Source organism: Embleya sp. NPDC059213, from assembly GCF_042754445.1.
Classification (GTDB): Bacteria; Actinomycetota; Actinomycetes; order Streptomycetales; family Streptomycetaceae; genus Embleya.
This window is the reverse complement of the sequence record NZ_JBHZAV010000212.1, coordinates 1-15,504: the sequence shown is the minus strand read 5'-3', so window position 1 is coordinate 15,504 and position 15,504 is coordinate 1. Positions and strand designations below refer to the sequence as shown.

Below are 15,504 nucleotides of genomic sequence, written 5' to 3'. Positions count from 1 at the left end.
GGGACGGCCCGCTGCCGCCGCCCTCGTGGGTGCCCGGCGTTACTCGGCGGGGGTGGTGTCGGGGCCCTGGGTGCGGATGCGTTCGACGGTTTCCAGGGACTCGCGCAGGTCGGTGAGCCAGGTGTCGGTGTTGCGTTGCACGAGGCGTACGCACCAGGCCAGCGCGTCGCTGCGGCTGCGGGCGACGCCGCCGGCGACCAGGGTGTCCAGGACCTGACGTTCGGGCTGGCGCAACCGGGTCATCACCGGCACGGAGACCGTGGTGTACAGGGCCCGGGTGCCGCCGCATTCCACGCCCCAGGAGACCTTGCGGCCGAAGCGACGCTCGGCCTCGCGGGCCACGGCCATCCGGTCCTCGCGGGTACGTTCGCGGAATTCGGCGATCCGGCCGTCGCGCGCCGCGTCGCGTTCGTCGGTGGAGACGTCGTCGGCGAGATCCGGCTCGGGGATGCGGCCGATCACGGTGATCTCCTCGCGATCGACGATCACGTCGACGAGCGCGGTGAACAGTGCCTCGGGGAGGCGTCCGGTGAACCAGCCTCGGACTGCTTCCTGCTTCGTTGTAATCATGTAATTCAACTTACGCCGATGTGGCTCGAAGGCAAGGAGGTCCGCCCGCAGCGGAATCCGGCGCGACGAGCCGGGCGCCGACCCGTGGCCGAGGGGTGTGGGTGGCGCCGGGTAGCTTGGGGCGCATGACGATCGAGGGTGTTGCCGCGCGGATGTCGGCGGGGAGTCTGACCGCGCTCGCCGGGCTGCATGTGGCGTGGGGGCTGGGGTCGTCGTGGCCGCTGCCCGATCGGGAGTCGTTGTCGGACGCGGTGGTCGGACGGGGGAGCGTGCCCGGGCCGGCGGCGTGCTTCGCCGTCGCGGGGGCGCTGGGCGCGGCGGCGCTGTTGGTCGCGGGCCGACCGAGGAGTCGGCCGGCGGTGGCTCGGCTCGGGGCGTTCGGGGTGGCCGGCGTACTGGGTCTGCGTGGGGTGCTCGGCCTGGCCGGGCGCACCGATCTCGCGTCGCCGGGATCGTCCTCGGTGCGCTTTCGCCGATTGGACCGGGTGGCCTACTCACCGCTGTGCCTCGCGCTCGCGGCCGGTTCGGCGGTTGCGGCCGGCGGGAGCGGGCGATGAATCGGCTCGGGCTGGTGGCGGTGGTGGTGCGGGACTACGACGAGGCCATCGCGTTCTACACCGGAGCCCTCGGGTTCGACCTGCGCGAGGACACCCCGATGGAGGACGGCAAGCGGTGGGTCGTGGTCGCGCCGCCGGGCACGGGGCCGAACGAGGCGGCGGTGCTGCTGGCCCGGGCCGTGGACGAGGAGCAGCGCTCCCGGGTGGGGGATCAGACCGGTGGGCGGGTCGGACTGTTCCTGTACACCGACGACTTCGCCCGGGAGCACGCCCGGATGCTCGCCGCCGGCGTGATCTTCGAGGAGCCGCCGCGGCAGGAGAAGTACGGCGTCGTCGCGGTCTTCCGCGACCTCTACGGCAATCGCTGGGACCTGATCGAGCGCACCGGCCCGCTGTCGCGCTGAACGACGGCCCGCGCCACCGGCCCGGCACGAACACGCCGGCGCCACCGGCCCCGCAGGACGCCCCCGGCTACTGCGCCAGCCAGATCGCCCACCACAGGAAGCCCACGCCCGCGATCGTGCACAGCAGGGTCGAGCCCGAGGGGTGTGGGCTGTGCGCTTCGGGGAGGATGTCGGCGGTGGCGAGGTAGAGCAGGAAGCCCGCGAAGAAGCCCAGGTAGAGGCCGAGGGCGTGTTCCGGGATGGTGAAGGCGAGCGTGATGGCCGCGCCCGTCACCGGCGCCAGGGCGTCCGCCCCCAGCAGGGCCAGCGCCCGGCGGCGGTCGTTGCCGTACAGGCGGGTGACCGTGTAGGTGTTGAAGCCGTCCGCGAAGTCGTGCGCCACCACCGCGATCGCCACCGTGGTGCCCACCGTCGTACCGGCCTGGAAGGCCGCGCCGATCGCGAAGCCGTCCATCACGCTGTGCCCCACCAGCGCGGCGGCGGCGGTCAGGCCGATGCCCTTGGCCCGTCCGTCCGCGCCCACGGTCGGGGCGTGCTGGTGGGCATGTGGCGCGTACTCGCCCTCGTGCCCCCGGTGGATCGCCACCGAGCGCTCGATCACGTGCAGGACCAGGAAGCCGAGGACGAACATCAACAACGCCTCGGGCACGCCGGCCAGCCGTTCGCCGGCCGCGGCCAGCGCCTCGGGCAACAGGTCGAAGGCGACCACACCGAGCATCAGCCCGGCGGCGAAGCCCAGGACGAGGTGTCGGCGATCACCGATGCGCTGCGCCACCCAACCGCCGAGCAGGGTCATCAAGAAGGCGCCGGCGGCGACCAGTACGGCGGTCATGCCCGTGGCTGCCCGGAACCCGGCGGCTGCATTCGCGACGGCGTCATCGATCAATCGTCGGCCGGCGGCTGGGCGAACGCGCCGGTGGCTGCGCCGTACGAGTGAGCATTCGCACCGCGCCCGGCGCACGCCGGCGCGATGACCGTGGGCGACGGCAAGTCGGTTGCCATCGAGCCGAGTCGATCACCCGTACGCCGCGAAAGCGGCGATCGCACACGCACCGTACCCGGGCCGTCCACGCTCGGCGACAAACGGGACTTCCACCATGAAACCCAGGTGTCTCGACCCGATATTCAGGCGCCAAGGCGCGACGTCCGCCGTATTCTGGTGCCGGCTGCCGCTACGACCCCGCCCGGCACGCATGCCGATGGCCGGGTCCCAGGCGAGCCGTACTCCGTGACATCCCGCCGCCGCGCGACTTCGGCGACCCGGTAAGGCGCGCGGCGTGTGGGCGACCCATGCAGGTACGCAACGGGGAGAAACGGAACGATGAATATGAAGGTAGGCGACAAGGTCACGGCGAAGCAGTCACTCGGCGGCTTCACCAAGCAGACCGTCCCGGTAGGCGCACCGGGAGTGGTCGTGCGCACCACGATGGGCCGTGCGGACGTGTGCTTCACGCTGCGCGGCGTGGCCGGCGGCTTCCGTACGGTCGAGGTATCGGTCGACCCCGGCGCGCTCGCCAAGGTCTGACCGACCGACAGCCCGATCCCGATCCGACATCCACCCACCATCGCGTTCCCCGCCACGGGCTCCCCGTGACGGGGAACGTTCGCGCTCCCGACCGGGTGCGCGATTCCCACTCGTCACCTCCGCTCCCCGTTCCCCTTGCGCCGCAAGCGCTGCAAGATGTCGGTGGATATTCCTGCACAGCCCTCGCTCGCCGTAGGAGTTGGAGGAATAGTGAGCCGAACCGCGCACCGTCCCCGCCGCCGGCTGCCGGCCGCGGTGGTCGCCGTCGTGGCCGCCCTGTCGTTGTCGTTCCTGGTCCCACCCGCCGCGGAAGCGCATCCGAACCACCCGGGCGGCGAACCCGGTTGCGATCCGATCGACCCGGCCGCGTGTCTCCTGCCGTTCCCGAACAACTGGTACACGCAGGCCGATCGGCACACCGACACCGGACGTCGGGTCGCGTTCACGGCGGCGATGATGCCGCACGGCGCCACGCCCGACGCCTGGAACCGCAACGACGGCTTCTCGCCCGGCTCGACGCTGATCACCCGGATCCCCGGCGTCGACCTCGGTCGCAGCGGCGCGGCGCCGGTCACCGACGTCGGCGCATCGCTCGCCCGGAACGCGCCGATCGTCATCGTGGACACCGAGACCGGCGAACGCTGGCCCCACTGGGCCGAACTCGACGCCAACGCCACGGACCCGACCCGCCGAGCGTTATTGGTGCACCCGGCCAGGAACTTCGTCCCCGGCCACCGCTACGTCGTCGGCCTGCGCAACCTGCGCGACGCGGACGGACGGGTGATCGCCGCGCCGGAGACCTTCGCCCGGATCGCGGGCCGGACCCTGCCGCGCCGCGACCCATCGGCCGCTCGGCAGGCGCAACTGCGCCCGGCGCTGGATCGCCTCGATCGCGCCGGCGTCGAGCGTCGCGACCTGTACCTGGCCTGGGACTTCACCGTCGCGAGTGAGCGAAACCTCACCGCCGGCATGCTCCGAATGCGCGACGACGCGTTCGGCCGACTCGGGGACCGGGCGCCGCAGTTCACCGTGACCGGAGTGAAGAACCCGACTCCGGAGCAGGATTCGCGGATCGCCCGCGAGGTCACCGGCACGGTCACCGTACCCAGCTACCTGAACCGCCCCGGCGGTCCCACCGGTTCCACCCTCAACCTCGGCCGGGACGGGCTGCCGCGACAGTTGCCCGGGAACACCCAGGCGGCGCAGTTCCGTTGCGAGATCCCGCGGGCCGCGTTCGACCGGCCCTCGCAGGCATCGTTGTACGGACACGGCCTGCTCGGCAGCAACAACGAGGTGGGCGGCGGGAACGTCAAGGCGATGGCCGCCGAGCACGACATCACCTTCTGTGCCACCAAGTGGATCGGCATGGCGGACGAGGACCTGCCCACCGTGGCCCGCGCCCTGGCCGACCCGGGCAGTTTCGGCGCTGTGCCGGACCGCACCCAACAGGGCTTCCTGAACGCGCTGTTCCTGGGCCGGGGGATGATCCACGAACAGGGCTTCGGCGCCGACCCGGCGTTTCGGACCGACGACGGGCGGCCGTTGATCGACACCGCCAAGGGCCTGGTCTACGACGGCAACAGCCAGGGCGGCATTCTCGGCGGGTCGCTGCTCGCGGTGTCCCAGGACGCGAAGCGTGGTGTGCTCGGGGTGACCGGGATGAACTACAGCGTCCTGCTCAACCGCAGCTCCGACTTCGGGCCGTACGGACAGATCCTGGACGCCGGTTTCCCGGACAAGCTCGATCAGCAGGTGGTGTTGTCGCTGTTCCAGATGTTGTGGGATCGGGGCGAGACGAACGGCTACGCGAGCGGCCTGGACCGCAGTCCGCTGCCGCGTACACCGCGCCACCAGGTGCTCATGCAGATCGCGTTCGGCGACCACCAGGTCTCCACGGTGACCGCCGAGACCGAGGCGCGCACGATCGGGGCGCGCATCCACGAGCCCGCGATCGCGCCCGGGCGCAACCCCGACCGGGATCCCTACTGGGGGATTCGACCGCTGCCGCGCGAGCCTTACCGGGGGTCCGCGCTGGTGGTCTGGGACAGCGGGTCGCCCGCGCCGCCGGTGAGCAATACGCCGCCGATCGGACCCGAGTACGGGCGTGATCCGCACTCGGACCCGCGCAACTCGCCGGTGGCCCGCCGACAGAAGGCGGAATTCCTGGCCACCGGTCGGGTCGTGGACGTGTGCGGCGGCGCGCCGTGCACGGCACCTGCGGGATAGGCCCGGTTCGGGCGCCCGTTCGTGTGAGGGTGTGGGTTCCGGCCGCGTCCGGCGCCGGAACCGACACCAGCCGAGGGAGCACCCATGTCCTCCGCATCCGACGCCGTATCCGGCGCCGCATTCGATGCCGACTCCACGTTCGATTCCGTTTCCGATTCCGTTTCCGACTCCGCTTCCCGCTCCGCGTCCGAGACCCGGGGCGGTCCCACCGTTTCCCCGGCGCGGCTCGATCCGCCGGAACTGGCCCGGGTGATGGGGCTCGTGCCGCATGCCGAAGGGGGCTGGTACCGGGAGACCTGGCGCAGCCGGGTGAATGTGACCCCGCCCGGATACCCGGGCTCGCGGGAGACCGCGAGCGCCATCTACTACCTGCTCTGCCCGGGCGAGGAGTCCATCTGGCATGTCGTCAGGTCCGCCGAGGTGTGGCTCTGGCATCGCGGCGGACCGCTCGAACTGCGCCTGGGCGGCGACGGCACGACGCCCGAGGCCCGGCCGCGCCGGGTGATTCTCGGCCCGGACGTGGAGGCGGGCGAGCAGCCGCAGGTGGTGATTCCGCCGGGGGTGTGGCAGGCGGCTCGGCCGGCGGCCGGGGAGGCGGTGCTGGTGTCGTGCGTGGTCTCGCCCGCGTTCTCGTTCGAGGACTTTCGGACGCTGTGAGCCGGCGGCGGGTCGCCGATACTACGGTGGCGACCCGGGACCAAGCGGGCGCGGGCTGTCAGGGAGTACGACGTGAGCGATGCACAGACCGACTACGCCGATTCCGTGGTGTCGGCATGGTCGGCGGTACTGCCGGACGTGGAGGCGTCCTCGGTGGGCTTCGTGGTGCGCCTGCATCAGGCGATGATCGCGATGGAGGACTTCGACCGGCGCAGCATCGGCGCGTTGGGGCTGACCGCGCCGGAGTACATGGTGTTGGTCGTCCTCGCGACCCGACCGGATCGGCCGGGTCTGACGCTGCGTGAGCTGCAACCGCTGGTGATGTACTCGTCGGGCGGGATGACGCACTGCGTGGACCGGCTCGCCCGCAAGGACCTGATCGAGCGCCGGCCCAACCCCGAGGACGGCCGCTCGGTCCTGGTCTGCCTCACCGAGTCGGGGCGCGAGGGCGCGCGGGCGGCGATGCGCGCGCGGATCGACGCGCTCGACGGGTTGCTGAAGCCGATCGCGGAGGCGGACCGGGACGTGGTCGACAAGGCGCTGCGGATCCTCGCCTCGGCGTTGGGCGCGCCCGGGTAGGGCTGCGCGAAAAGCGTTCGTCGGTGGGCCGGGGCGGTCCGGTGGGCGGCCCCGGCCCACGCCGAGGGGCGGCCGGGTCAGGCGTCGGCGGCGCGGTGGCGGGCGCGGAAGCTTGCCGCCTTGGCGCGATTTCCGCAGGCCCGCATGTCGCACCAGCGCCGGCTGCCGTGCCGGGACGAGTCGACGTACAGGCGGGTGCACGTCGGCGCCTCGCATTCGCGGACGCGCGCCGCGTCCGCGCCGCCGAACAGGACGACCGCCGAGCGCGCGACCGTGGCCAGGACGGCGGCGATGTCGCCGGTACGCCGTACCCGACCGTCGGCGGCCAGTGCCACCGTGACCGGAGCGCCGGCGGCGAGGTCGTTCAGCGTCGCGCGATCACGCGCGCCGTGCCCCTGCGCCGTGGCTCGGGCACTCGCGAGCCGGTACAGCGCTTCGCGCAGCTCGATCGTGGTCGCGAGTGCGTCCTCGTCGACGGGCGGCGCGGTGTTCACGAGGCCGGCGGCGACCGCCCACGCTCCGAGCGCGGCCGGCGTGTCCAGCAGGTCGCGGGGTTCGGTGCGGCGCTTTTGCAGTGTTCCGACCAGGTCGAGCGCGAGGTCGCCGCCGATGAAGGTGAAGGTCACCCCGCCAGCATAACCGGATTGACAGGTTACGACTGGGCGCGCCATGGTGAGTAACCGGATTGGGTAGTTACTCGCTCGATGCTGTGACCCGGGAGGGACCTCGATGACCACCGCACGCACGGCACATGCCGCACACACTGGAAGCGGAAGCACCGAAAGCGGCGGGACCGGCGGAGATACCGGAAGCGGCGGAAGCAGCGGGAGTCCCGGAACCGCGTCGGAGGCCGGAGGCGGCGCAGGTGCCGCCCCCCGGTCCGTCGCCGGCGTGCGGTCGCCCGATTCGGGCGACCGGGGCGCGCGAGCCGCCGTGGTCGGCAAGGCGATACCGCCCGTGTTCGTGCTGCTGTGGAGCAGCGCGTTCATCGTCGGCGCGATCGGCGTGGACGCCGCGCCGCCGCTCCTGCTGACCTTCGCCCGATTCGCGCTCGCCGGGTTGTTGCTCGGCGCGTTCGCGCTCGCGGTTCGCGCGCCGTGGCCGCGCGGGCGTCGACTCGGCCACGTCATGGTGGCCGGACTGCTCTTCCAGGCGCTGCAGTTCGGCGCGTTGTACACGGCGCTCGCGATGGGGCTACCCGCTGCGGTGGTGGCTCTCGTGCAGGGGCTCAATCCGGTGCTGATCGCGCTCCTGGCCGGGCGCTTCCTCGGCGAGCGGGTGAGTGTGCGGCAGTGGCTGGGCTTCGGCCTGGGCACGCTCGGCGTGATTCTCGCCGTCGCGGATCCCGGCCGGCTGTCGGTCCCGGCGCTGGTCCTGGCCGTGCTGGGGCTGCTCGGGTTGAGCGTGGGCACCGTGTACCAGAAGCGCTACGTGCACGACGTCGACCTGCGCACCGGTACGGCGGTGCAGTTCCTGGTCAGCGCGCCGTTCATCGGGCTGGCTTCGTTGTTGTTCGAGACGCCGCACGTGAGCGCGTGGGGGCCGTTCGTGGGCACGCTCGGGTGGATGGTGCTGGTCAATTCGATCGGCGTGTTCATGTTGCTCAACCTGATGTTGCGGCAATCCTCGGCGAGCCGGGTCGGCACGCTGTTCTTCCTGACCCCGGCCGCCACGGCGATCCTCGCGTGGCTCCTGCTCGACCAGGCGCTGCGACCGGCCGCGCTCGCCGGGATCGTGATCGGCGGGATCGGCGTACTGCTGGCCAATCGGCGATAGCGGCCCGTCGCGCGTACGGCGACCGGCCGCCATCCATGCTCCGCCGTCGGCCCCGATCGGCCGCGTCAGCCCGCCAGTTCCGCGACCGCCCGGACGACCTCCGGCCAGGCCGCCGAGAGCGGGTCGACCGGCTCGAAGTGGCCGACGCCGGCCAACACCCGCAACGGCGCGCCCGACACCGCCGCGAAGGTCCGACCAAGGGCGATCGGTACCTGTTCGTCGGCGTCGCCATGCAGCAGGATCAACCCCCGCCCGACCACGCCGCCCGTCGCCAACCGCGTCGGGTCCGCCTGGGCCAGTACCGCCTCGGAGCGGTCCTCGCCCAGGAACTCCGCCGCCGCCCCGTCGTCCAGGTCCAGGGCCAGGGCCGCGTCCAGATCCAGTACGCCCGCCAACGACACCACGCCCGCGAGCGGCGGCGCGGCCGGCAACCGGCCCGCGCCACCCGCCGGCACCCGATCGCGCAGCGCCGCCCAGACCGCCAGGTGTCCGCCCGCCGAGTGCCCCAGCAGGACCACGGGCCGATCGGCCTCCGCGCACAGCAGATCCAGCGCGGCGGCGACATCCTCGAACGTGCCGGGCAGGCCGCCCCCCGGTTGCCCGGCACGGCGATACTCGATGCTCGCGACCGCGTAGCCCTCGGCCGCCAGCGCTACGCACATCGGATATGTGTACTTGCGGTCGTACTCGGCCCGCCAATATCCGCCGTGCACGACCACCACGAGCGCGCGCGGGTCGGCCGCCGGCTGCCAGAGGTCGACGAGTTGATCCGCCGCCGGTCCGTACCGCAGCGTGCGATCGGGCCCGGCGGCCGGGCGTGTGAGGATGTCGCGGGAAGCACTCATTCGAGCATTCTCCCGGGACCCGGGCCCGGCTCGGCGTCGACCCACCCGGCCACGCGGGACCGGCCCTCACGCGGGACCGGCTCGGTGACCCGCTTCGGGCGGTCCGCGTCCACGCCGGGGCGAGGGTGCCGCCCCACGAACCGACGAAGGCCAACCACCGTGCCACGCCCTTCGGTTCGCGCGACTGCTCGATGTCGGCGACCGGAAGCCGGGCGGTGTTCGTTCTCGGGCCGGATGTCCGGTGCGCGTGGGACCGCTCGATTCGGGTCGTGCGCTGTCGGGCGCGGCACCCGGACACCTTCGACGGAACCCCGGCACCCCACGAGGATCGGCGGGGTCGCGACGGAATCGGTGGTTGCCTGCAGCGGCGGCCCCGAAGGGGACTAGAGTCCCGGGCGGCACATCTCGAGGGGGGAACTCGCACATGCGCATATCGGCTTTTCGCATGCCGAAAACCGGGTCGGTCCTGCGTCCCGGAGTCGCCACGGCGACACTGGCGGTCACGTTGACCCTGACCCTGAGCGGTTGCGGTGGGGACGACGGGGGGTCCGACAGCCCCAAGCCGTCGCCGAGCGGTGGTACGGCGTCCGCTACGGCGCCGGCGACATCCGCACCGGTGACGTCCGCGCCGCCGAGTTCGGCGCCGCCGTCCACCCAGGCCGCGACCAGTGCGCCGCCGACGACCACGCGCCCGAGCACTCCGGCGCCGGGCACGAGCGGTGGCACGAGCGGAAGCGGCAGCAACGGCGGCTCTGCGGTGGGCGGTTCGTCGTCCGGGGGCTCGTCCGGTACCGGGACGTCGGGCGGTGACCCGGGCGCCGGCAGCAGCACGAGCGACGGCAGCAGCACCGGCGGTGGCGGCCCGGCATACTACAAGAACTGCACCGCCGTCCGGGCCGCGGGCGCTGCGCCGATCCACCGCGGCGACCCCGGCTACGGCAAACACCTGGACCGCGACGGAGACGGAGTCGGCTGCGAGTAGCGCGGGGGTCCGGCCGCCGTGGGGGAGGGGCGCGAGGGAGGGGATTCCCCGCTGCGGCGGCCGGTGGTCCGGTCTAAGGGCTGTCCCGCAACGCCAGCTTGATGGGCTGATGGCATGATCTCGGCGTGATCAGCGAACTTACGCAGCGGGGTTCCGCGAAGTGTGTCCTCTTTGATGTCGACGGGACGTTGATCGACGCGGTGGCCAACCAGCGCCAAGTCTGGGAGGCATGGGCGGCGCGTTACGGACTCGACCCTGTCGCGGTCTACCAAGTGGCGCTGCGAACGCGGCCATTGGAGACCTTCGCGGCGGTAGCCCCAGAGCACGACGCGCGGGAGTGCTTGGCCGCGTTGCACGAGCTTGAGGATGAGGACGTCAGGTCCGGTGTCTATGCCGCTTTCGACGGTGCGTCCGAGTTGCTGCCCCGCTTGCCCTCGGGCTGCTGGGCGCTGGTGACTTCGAACTACGAGCACCGGGTGCGCGGGCGGTTTGCCCGGACCGGGCTACCGGTTCCGGGCGTGCTCGTGGATGCCGCCGCAGTCGCGGAAGGCAAGCCGTCACCGGTTCCCTACCTGCTTGCCGCCGAACGACTTGGCGCCAAGCCGGAGGACTGCCTGGTCATTGAGGACGCCCGATCCGGAGTCGAGTCCGGGCTGCGGGCAGGCATGACGGTGTGGGGAGTCAACGCCTCGGTCCCGGTGGACGGCGTGCACCGCCACTTCGCGAGCCTGTACGAGGCAGTGCCCGACATCCTCGCATTCACGACGGGCTCGCACCGGGACTCTACGGTCTGAGCGCGCCGTTGGCGGCGGTCCGGCGGGCACCCGTCACAGTGAAACGATCTTGGCGTGACTGGTGTGATCACGGCGTCGGAGCCGTCTTGGATAGTGCCGTTCGCCGGGCTGAGCCCGCGCTGCTTCGGCAAGTTGGTGACCGCCGTACGCCGCCAAGGTGCCGGTGAAGCACGGCGGGGACGTCCGTGGAGCCTTTCCCCGGAAGACCGCGTCTTGTTGGTGACGGCCTACTGGCGAACGAACTTGACGATGCGCCAGCTCGCGCCACTGTTCGGAGTCTCGAAATCCACTGCCGCCCGCATCATTGACCACCTCAGCCCACTGCTTGCGCTCCAGTCCCGCCGGCGGTTCCGCCAGGACACCGTGCTGATCGTGGACGGCACTCTGGTGCCCACCCGCGACCATTCCATCGCCGAGCAGTCCAAGAACTACCGCTATTCCACCGCCCATCAGGTCGTCATCGACGCCGACACCCGCCTGGTCGTCGTGGTCGGCCGGCCCTTGCCCGGCAACCGGCACGACTCCCGCGGCTGGGAGGAGTCCGGCGCAAAGCTCGCCGTTGGCCGCACCATGACCATCGCCGACGGCGGCTACCAAGGCACCGGACTGGTCATCCCGCACCGCCGCCGGAAGGGAAGCGACCTTCCGCCCTGGAAGGAGGAACACAACCGCTCCCACAAGCGAGTTCGCGCCCGTGTCGAGCACACCTTCGCCCGCATGAAGAGCTGGAAGATCCTCCGCGATTGCCGTCTCAAAGGCGACGGCGTCCACCACGCCATGCTCGGCATCGCCCGCTTGCACAACCTCGCTCTCGCCGGATAGCCGACGAGTTCGCGCAGCTGCCGACCGCATCCGCAACTCGAAGATCACTTGTGGGACAACCTTTAGAGTCCCTCGAAACTCGACCACGGGGGCGTGTATGCGAGGCGGACGGAAACCGGGTATTCGGACGGGCGCGACGGCTGTGGCCGGGGTGTTGGCGGGTGTCCTGATCCTGTCGGGCTGTGGCGGTGACGGCAAGAAGACGACGAAGCCGCCGGGAATATCGCTCACGGAGAGCGCGACGGCCGGCCCGACGCCCACGTCGACCTCGACGCGACTGTGGCCTCTGTTGCCGGGAGCCACCTCCGGCGGCGGGTCGCGTTCGTCTTCGACCGCAGGTTCTTCGTCGGGTTCTTCGTCCGGTTCCTTGTCCGGTTCCACGTCCGGTAGTTCGTCGGGAACGAGCGGCGGGGTCGGTGGGGTTTCGTCGCGGGGCTCGTCCGGTGGATCGAAGGGTGGGTCGTCGAGCGGTTCGTCGAGCGGTTCGTCCGGAGGTTCGAAGGGTGGTGGTTCGCGCGGTGGGCGCTGAGGCCCACGACGATCCGTCCCGAACCCGCCGACCGCCTTCGCGTAGGTCGGTCCGACACGGCAGGATGTGATCCGGCGCGGGGGGCGGACGGGTGCAGGGCGGAAGGGCGATAGCGTGGCGAGTCGGCGGAGCACCGGCGTGCTGGGGGCATGGGCCGAGCTGCAGCGGCAACAACAACGGCAACGCGAGGCCGAGTTGCGGGCGCACCAGCAACAACTCAGGGCCGACGAACGCAACCGGCGCGAGGCGCAGAAGGCCGCCGCGCGGGCCGACCGCGAGGCGCAGCGCGCCTATCAACAGTCCCGCGAGGCCGAAGTGGCCCGCCGGACCGCCGAGATCGAGGATCGGGTCGCCGAACTGCAAGGCGTGCTGCGGGCCCGGCTGAGTGCGCCGGGCTTTCGGATCGAGCGGTTGCGCAGCGCCGTGGAGATCCCACCGTTCCAACCCGGTGAACTGGCTCGGCCGATCCCGATGCCCGACCCGGCGCGCTATCAGCCGGCCGCGCCGTCGGGGCTGGGCAGCTTCGCGCCCGGCGCCCAGTCGCGCTACGAGCAGGATCGGGCGCAGGCGCAGGCGCGCTACGCCCACGACCTGCGGGCCGCGCAGGCCGCCGAGTACGAGCGGCAGCAGCGATACAACGACTACCACCGGCAGTTCGAGGACTGGGCGAACGGGCAGCGGGCGCTGGCCGCGCAGCGCAACCAACAGGTGGACGACCTCGTGCGGCGGCTCGCGGCGCGCGATCCCGAGGCGATCGAGGACTACTTCGAGGGCGTCCTGCTGGCGTCGCCGGATTGGCCCGAGGGCTTCTCCGACCATTCGACGGTGGCCTTCGACGCCGCCGCGCGGCAGTTGGTGGTCGACCACGAACTGCCGACCACCGAGGTGGTGCCGGCCGTGGCGCGCGTGCGCTACGTGAAGACCGACGACCAGGAGAAGGAGGTCGCGCGCACCGCGACCGACCGACGGACGATCCACCGCGACGTGCTGGCGCAGAGCGCGATCCGGATCCTGGCCGAGGTCTTCTTCGCCGACCACGAGAGCATCCTCGATTCGGTGGTGCTCAACGGCTTCGTCCAGGCGGTGAATCCGGCCACCGGTCGACACGGGCGCACGTACCTGCTCACGGTGACCGCGCAGGCCGGGGAGTTTCGGCAGATCAGCCTCGATCGGGTGGACGCGGTCGCGTGTCTGGAGGCGATGAGCGGGACCCTGTCCACGCGTCCGGATCGGCCCACCCCGGTACAGCCGATCCGGCTCGCGGACAGCGTCGCGTCGGCGCCGACCCCGGCGCCGGCACCGACCATCACCCCGGCGCCCGTGCGTGCCGGCGACGACGACCCGGACCTGTTCGTGATGGACCCGATCGAGTTCGAGAACCTGATCGCCGAACTCTTCAAGCGCATGGGCATGCAGGTCGAGACCACCGCGCGCAGCGGCGACCAGGGGGTGGACGTGGTCGCGGTGGACCCGGACCCGATCCGCGGCGGCAAGATCGTCGTGCAGGTCAAGCGCTACCGCAACACGGTCCCGCCCACGGCGGTGCGGGACTTGGCCGGCACGGTGCAACACCACGGCGCGAACAAGGGTTTGCTGGTGACCACCTCCGGGTTCGGGCCCGGCAGCCACGAGTTCATCCGGAACAAGCCGCTGGGCCTGATCACCGGCCCCGAACTGGTCGGCCTGCTCGGACAACACGGCCTGCGCGGTCGGCTCGGCCCCGGTGCGGGCGGCACCGCGCCGGCCGCGCCCGGCAGCCGGATCCTGGTGCAACTCGCGTGGGAACCGGGCAACGCGCCGGCCCTGGACCCGTGCGCCTTCGTCTGTCGTCGTGGCCGAGTGCTCGGCGACGAACACTTCGTGTTCTTCAACAACCCGGCCAGCCCCGAAGGCGCGGTCCGGATCGGCGACGGCGTGGCCTTCCTGGTCGACCTGACCCTGCTGCCCCGCGAGGCCGACCGCCTGGTCCTGGCCGCCGCCGTCGACCAGGAACGCGCCCCCAACGGCGACCTGGCCGCCCTCCGCGGAGCCAGGCTCACCCGCCTCGACCAGGCCGACGGCCGCCGGCTCGGCGACAACCCGGTCCCCACCCGCCGCCCGGGCGAAACCGCCATGGTCCTGGGCGCATTCGTCCGCACCGACGACACCTGGACCTTCTCCCCCACCACCAACGGCTTCCGCAACGGCCTCCTGGGCGTCGCCGAGTCCCACGGGGTGGAGGTGGAGTAGGGCTCCTCGGGCCCCAACGCCACCGCCACGCATGGGACATAGGGGGCGGATCGGCTCGGATCGGCTCGGATTGGTTTGGGCTGGATCGGCTCGGCTCGGCTCGGATCGGGACGCGGATGTCGGGGCCGGCAGCCGGGCGGGGCGGCGGGTCATGGGCGCGGCGAGCTTGGTCGGCCGGAGTCGGGGGCGCGGCGGGGCCGGTGGACCAAGTTGCAGACGTGGCGAGCCGACGGGCGGAGTGATGGGCACAGGCGGCCGACGGGCCTGGTCGCGGTCGCAGCGGGCCGGCGGAACGAAGCCGCGGGCGCAGCAGACACGCCGACCGGAGTTGTGGGCGCGGCGAGCCGGTGGCCGGAGTCGTGGACACGGCGGGTAGGCCGACGCGAGTCGCGAGTGCGGGGGTCGGCGGCGTGGGGTCGCGAGCGTAGTGATCCGGTGAGCCGGAGTCGCAAGCTCAGCGTACGGGCTGACGCAATTCGTAGGCGGAGCGAGCCGGTGGACGGAGTCCTGGAGGGGGCGGGTAGTCCGGCGCGAGTCGCGAGTGTGGGGAGTTGGCGGCGTGGGGTCGCGAGCGCAGCAGTTCGGTGAGTCGGAGTCGCAGGCTCGGCGTACGGGCTGACGCAATTCGTAGGCGGAGTGAGCCGGTGGGGGGAGTTCTGGAGGGGGTGGGTAGGCCGGCGCGAGTCGCGAGTGTGGGGAGTTGGCGGCGTGGGGTCGCGAGCGTAGTGATCCGGTGAGCCGGAGTCGCAAGCTCAGCGAACGGGCTGACGCAAGTCGCAAGCGGAGTGAGCCGGTGGGGGGAGTCGTGGGCGCGGCGAGCCGGTGGCCGGTGTCGTGGACGGGGGCGGGTAGGCCGACCCAAGTCGCAAGTGCAGGGAGTGGTGGGCCGGGGTCGTGAGCGTAGCGAGCAGGGCGGGCGGCTTTCGGCGATGCAGCGCTGCTTCTATTGGGCGCCTTCGGCGCCGGCTCGCGAGGCACCACTTTTTTGCTCCGTCGCAGGCTCCTCCAC

15 protein-coding genes are annotated in these 15,504 nt (G+C 71.9%); 11 read left to right on the top strand and 4 right to left on the bottom strand.

Annotated features, from left to right (window positions below; genetic code table 11):
• Nucleotides 1–39: 39 nt before the first annotated feature.
• Nucleotides 40–570, bottom strand: coding sequence for a hypothetical protein (locus ACFXMF_RS41365; protein WP_360315485.1), 531 nt, complete (start codon nt 568–570; stop codon nt 40–42).
• 125 nt (nt 571–695) lie between these two features.
• On the opposite strand from ACFXMF_RS41365, the gene ACFXMF_RS41360 reads away from it, so the two are divergent.
• Together ACFXMF_RS41360 and ACFXMF_RS41355 are read left to right on the top strand one after the other, a co-directional pair.
• Nucleotides 696–1,127 (top strand): DUF3995 domain-containing protein, encoded by a 432-nt coding sequence (locus tag ACFXMF_RS41360; protein WP_360315483.1) that lies wholly within the window; start codon nt 696–698, stop codon nt 1,125–1,127.
• A complete protein-coding gene (locus ACFXMF_RS41355) occupies nt 1,124–1,531 on the top strand; it encodes a VOC family protein (RefSeq protein ID WP_360315481.1) in 408 nt (135 codons plus the stop codon). Before ACFXMF_RS41360 ends, ACFXMF_RS41355 begins: the two co-directional genes overlap by 4 nt.
• 67 nt (nt 1,532–1,598) lie before the next feature.
• On the opposite strand, the gene ACFXMF_RS41350 is transcribed toward ACFXMF_RS41355, so the two are convergent.
• Entirely contained in the window at nt 1,599–2,363 is a 765-nt protein-coding gene (locus ACFXMF_RS41350) for a ZIP family metal transporter (protein WP_360315479.1), read from the bottom strand.
• Between the two features lie 489 nt (nt 2,364–2,852).
• Between ACFXMF_RS41350 and ACFXMF_RS41345 the strand changes: the two genes are divergently transcribed.
• The 4 genes from ACFXMF_RS41345 to ACFXMF_RS41330 all read left to right on the top strand — a co-directional run bounded on the left by ACFXMF_RS41345 (nt 2,853) and on the right by ACFXMF_RS41330 (nt 6,518).
• Nucleotides 2,853–3,056 (top strand): hypothetical protein, encoded by a 204-nt coding sequence (locus tag ACFXMF_RS41345; protein WP_360315477.1) that lies wholly within the window; start codon nt 2,853–2,855, stop codon nt 3,054–3,056.
• 210 nt (nt 3,057–3,266) lie between these two features.
• Entirely contained in the window at nt 3,267–5,282 is a 2,016-nt protein-coding gene (locus ACFXMF_RS41340) for a hypothetical protein (RefSeq protein ID WP_360315475.1), read from the top strand.
• Between the two features lie 84 nt (nt 5,283–5,366).
• Nucleotides 5,367–5,939 (top strand): cupin domain-containing protein, encoded by a 573-nt coding sequence (locus ACFXMF_RS41335; RefSeq protein ID WP_360315473.1) that lies wholly within the window; start codon nt 5,367–5,369, stop codon nt 5,937–5,939.
• A 72-nt stretch (nt 5,940–6,011) separates the two neighbouring features.
• Complete coding sequence (locus ACFXMF_RS41330; RefSeq protein ID WP_360315471.1) at nt 6,012–6,518, top strand: MarR family transcriptional regulator; 507 nt, start codon at nt 6,012–6,014, stop codon at nt 6,516–6,518.
• Nucleotides 6,519–6,595: 77 nt separating this feature from the next.
• Here the strand turns inward: ACFXMF_RS41330 and ACFXMF_RS41325 are convergent, their stop codons facing one another.
• A complete protein-coding gene (locus ACFXMF_RS41325; RefSeq protein ID WP_379992113.1) occupies nt 6,596–7,144 on the bottom strand; it encodes a CGNR zinc finger domain-containing protein in 549 nt (182 codons plus the stop codon).
• Between the two features lie 265 nt (nt 7,145–7,409).
• On the opposite strand from ACFXMF_RS41325, the gene ACFXMF_RS41320 reads away from it, so the two are divergent.
• Nucleotides 7,410–8,294 carry a DMT family transporter gene (locus tag ACFXMF_RS41320; RefSeq protein WP_379992114.1) on the top strand — a complete coding sequence of 295 codons (885 nt, stop codon included), beginning with the start codon at nt 7,410–7,412 and terminating at the stop codon, nt 8,292–8,294.
• Between the two features lie 65 nt (nt 8,295–8,359).
• Here the strand turns inward: ACFXMF_RS41320 and ACFXMF_RS41315 are convergent, their stop codons facing one another.
• Entirely contained in the window at nt 8,360–9,139 is a 780-nt protein-coding gene (locus tag ACFXMF_RS41315; RefSeq protein WP_360315465.1) for an alpha/beta hydrolase, read from the bottom strand.
• A 616-nt stretch (nt 9,140–9,755) separates the two neighbouring features.
• Between ACFXMF_RS41315 and ACFXMF_RS41310 the strand changes: the two genes are divergently transcribed.
• From ACFXMF_RS41310 to ACFXMF_RS41295, 4 genes are all read left to right on the top strand, one after another.
• Nucleotides 9,756–10,121, top strand: a complete 366-nt coding sequence (locus ACFXMF_RS41310) for an excalibur calcium-binding domain-containing protein (RefSeq protein ID WP_360315463.1) — start codon at nt 9,756–9,758, stop codon at nt 10,119–10,121.
• 125 nt (nt 10,122–10,246) lie between these two features.
• Nucleotides 10,247–10,915 carry an HAD family hydrolase gene (locus ACFXMF_RS41305; protein ID WP_379992115.1) on the top strand — a complete coding sequence of 223 codons (669 nt, stop codon included), beginning with the start codon at nt 10,247–10,249 and terminating at the stop codon, nt 10,913–10,915.
• Between the two features lie 54 nt (nt 10,916–10,969).
• A complete protein-coding gene (locus tag ACFXMF_RS41300; RefSeq protein WP_379992116.1) occupies nt 10,970–11,737 on the top strand; it encodes a transposase in 768 nt (255 codons plus the stop codon).
• Between the two features lie 667 nt (nt 11,738–12,404).
• Nucleotides 12,405–14,495, top strand: coding sequence for a restriction endonuclease (locus ACFXMF_RS41295; RefSeq protein WP_379992117.1), 2,091 nt, complete (start codon nt 12,405–12,407; stop codon nt 14,493–14,495).
• Nucleotides 14,496–15,504 lie beyond the last annotated feature (1,009 nt).

Excerpts from the sequence above, each read along its gene's own strand:
- ACFXMF_RS41360 (WP_360315483.1), top strand. The coding sequence starts at position 696 with ATGACGATCGAGGGTGTTGCCGCGCGGATGTCGGCGGGGAGTCTGACC.
- ACFXMF_RS41315 (WP_360315465.1), bottom strand. The coding sequence starts at position 9,139 with ATGAGTGCTTCCCGCGACATCCTCACACGCCCGGCCGCCGGGCCCGAT.
- ACFXMF_RS41355 (WP_360315481.1), top strand. The coding sequence starts at position 1,124 with ATGAATCGGCTCGGGCTGGTGGCGGTGGTGGTGCGGGACTACGACGAG.
- ACFXMF_RS41365 (WP_360315485.1), bottom strand. The coding sequence starts at position 570 with ATGATTACAACGAAGCAGGAAGCAGTCCGAGGCTGGTTCACCGGACGC.
- ACFXMF_RS41345 (WP_360315477.1), top strand. The coding sequence starts at position 2,853 with ATGAATATGAAGGTAGGCGACAAGGTCACGGCGAAGCAGTCACTCGGC.
- ACFXMF_RS41335 (WP_360315473.1), top strand. The coding sequence starts at position 5,367 with ATGTCCTCCGCATCCGACGCCGTATCCGGCGCCGCATTCGATGCCGAC.
- ACFXMF_RS41350 (WP_360315479.1), bottom strand. The coding sequence starts at position 2,363 with ATGACCGCCGTACTGGTCGCCGCCGGCGCCTTCTTGATGACCCTGCTC.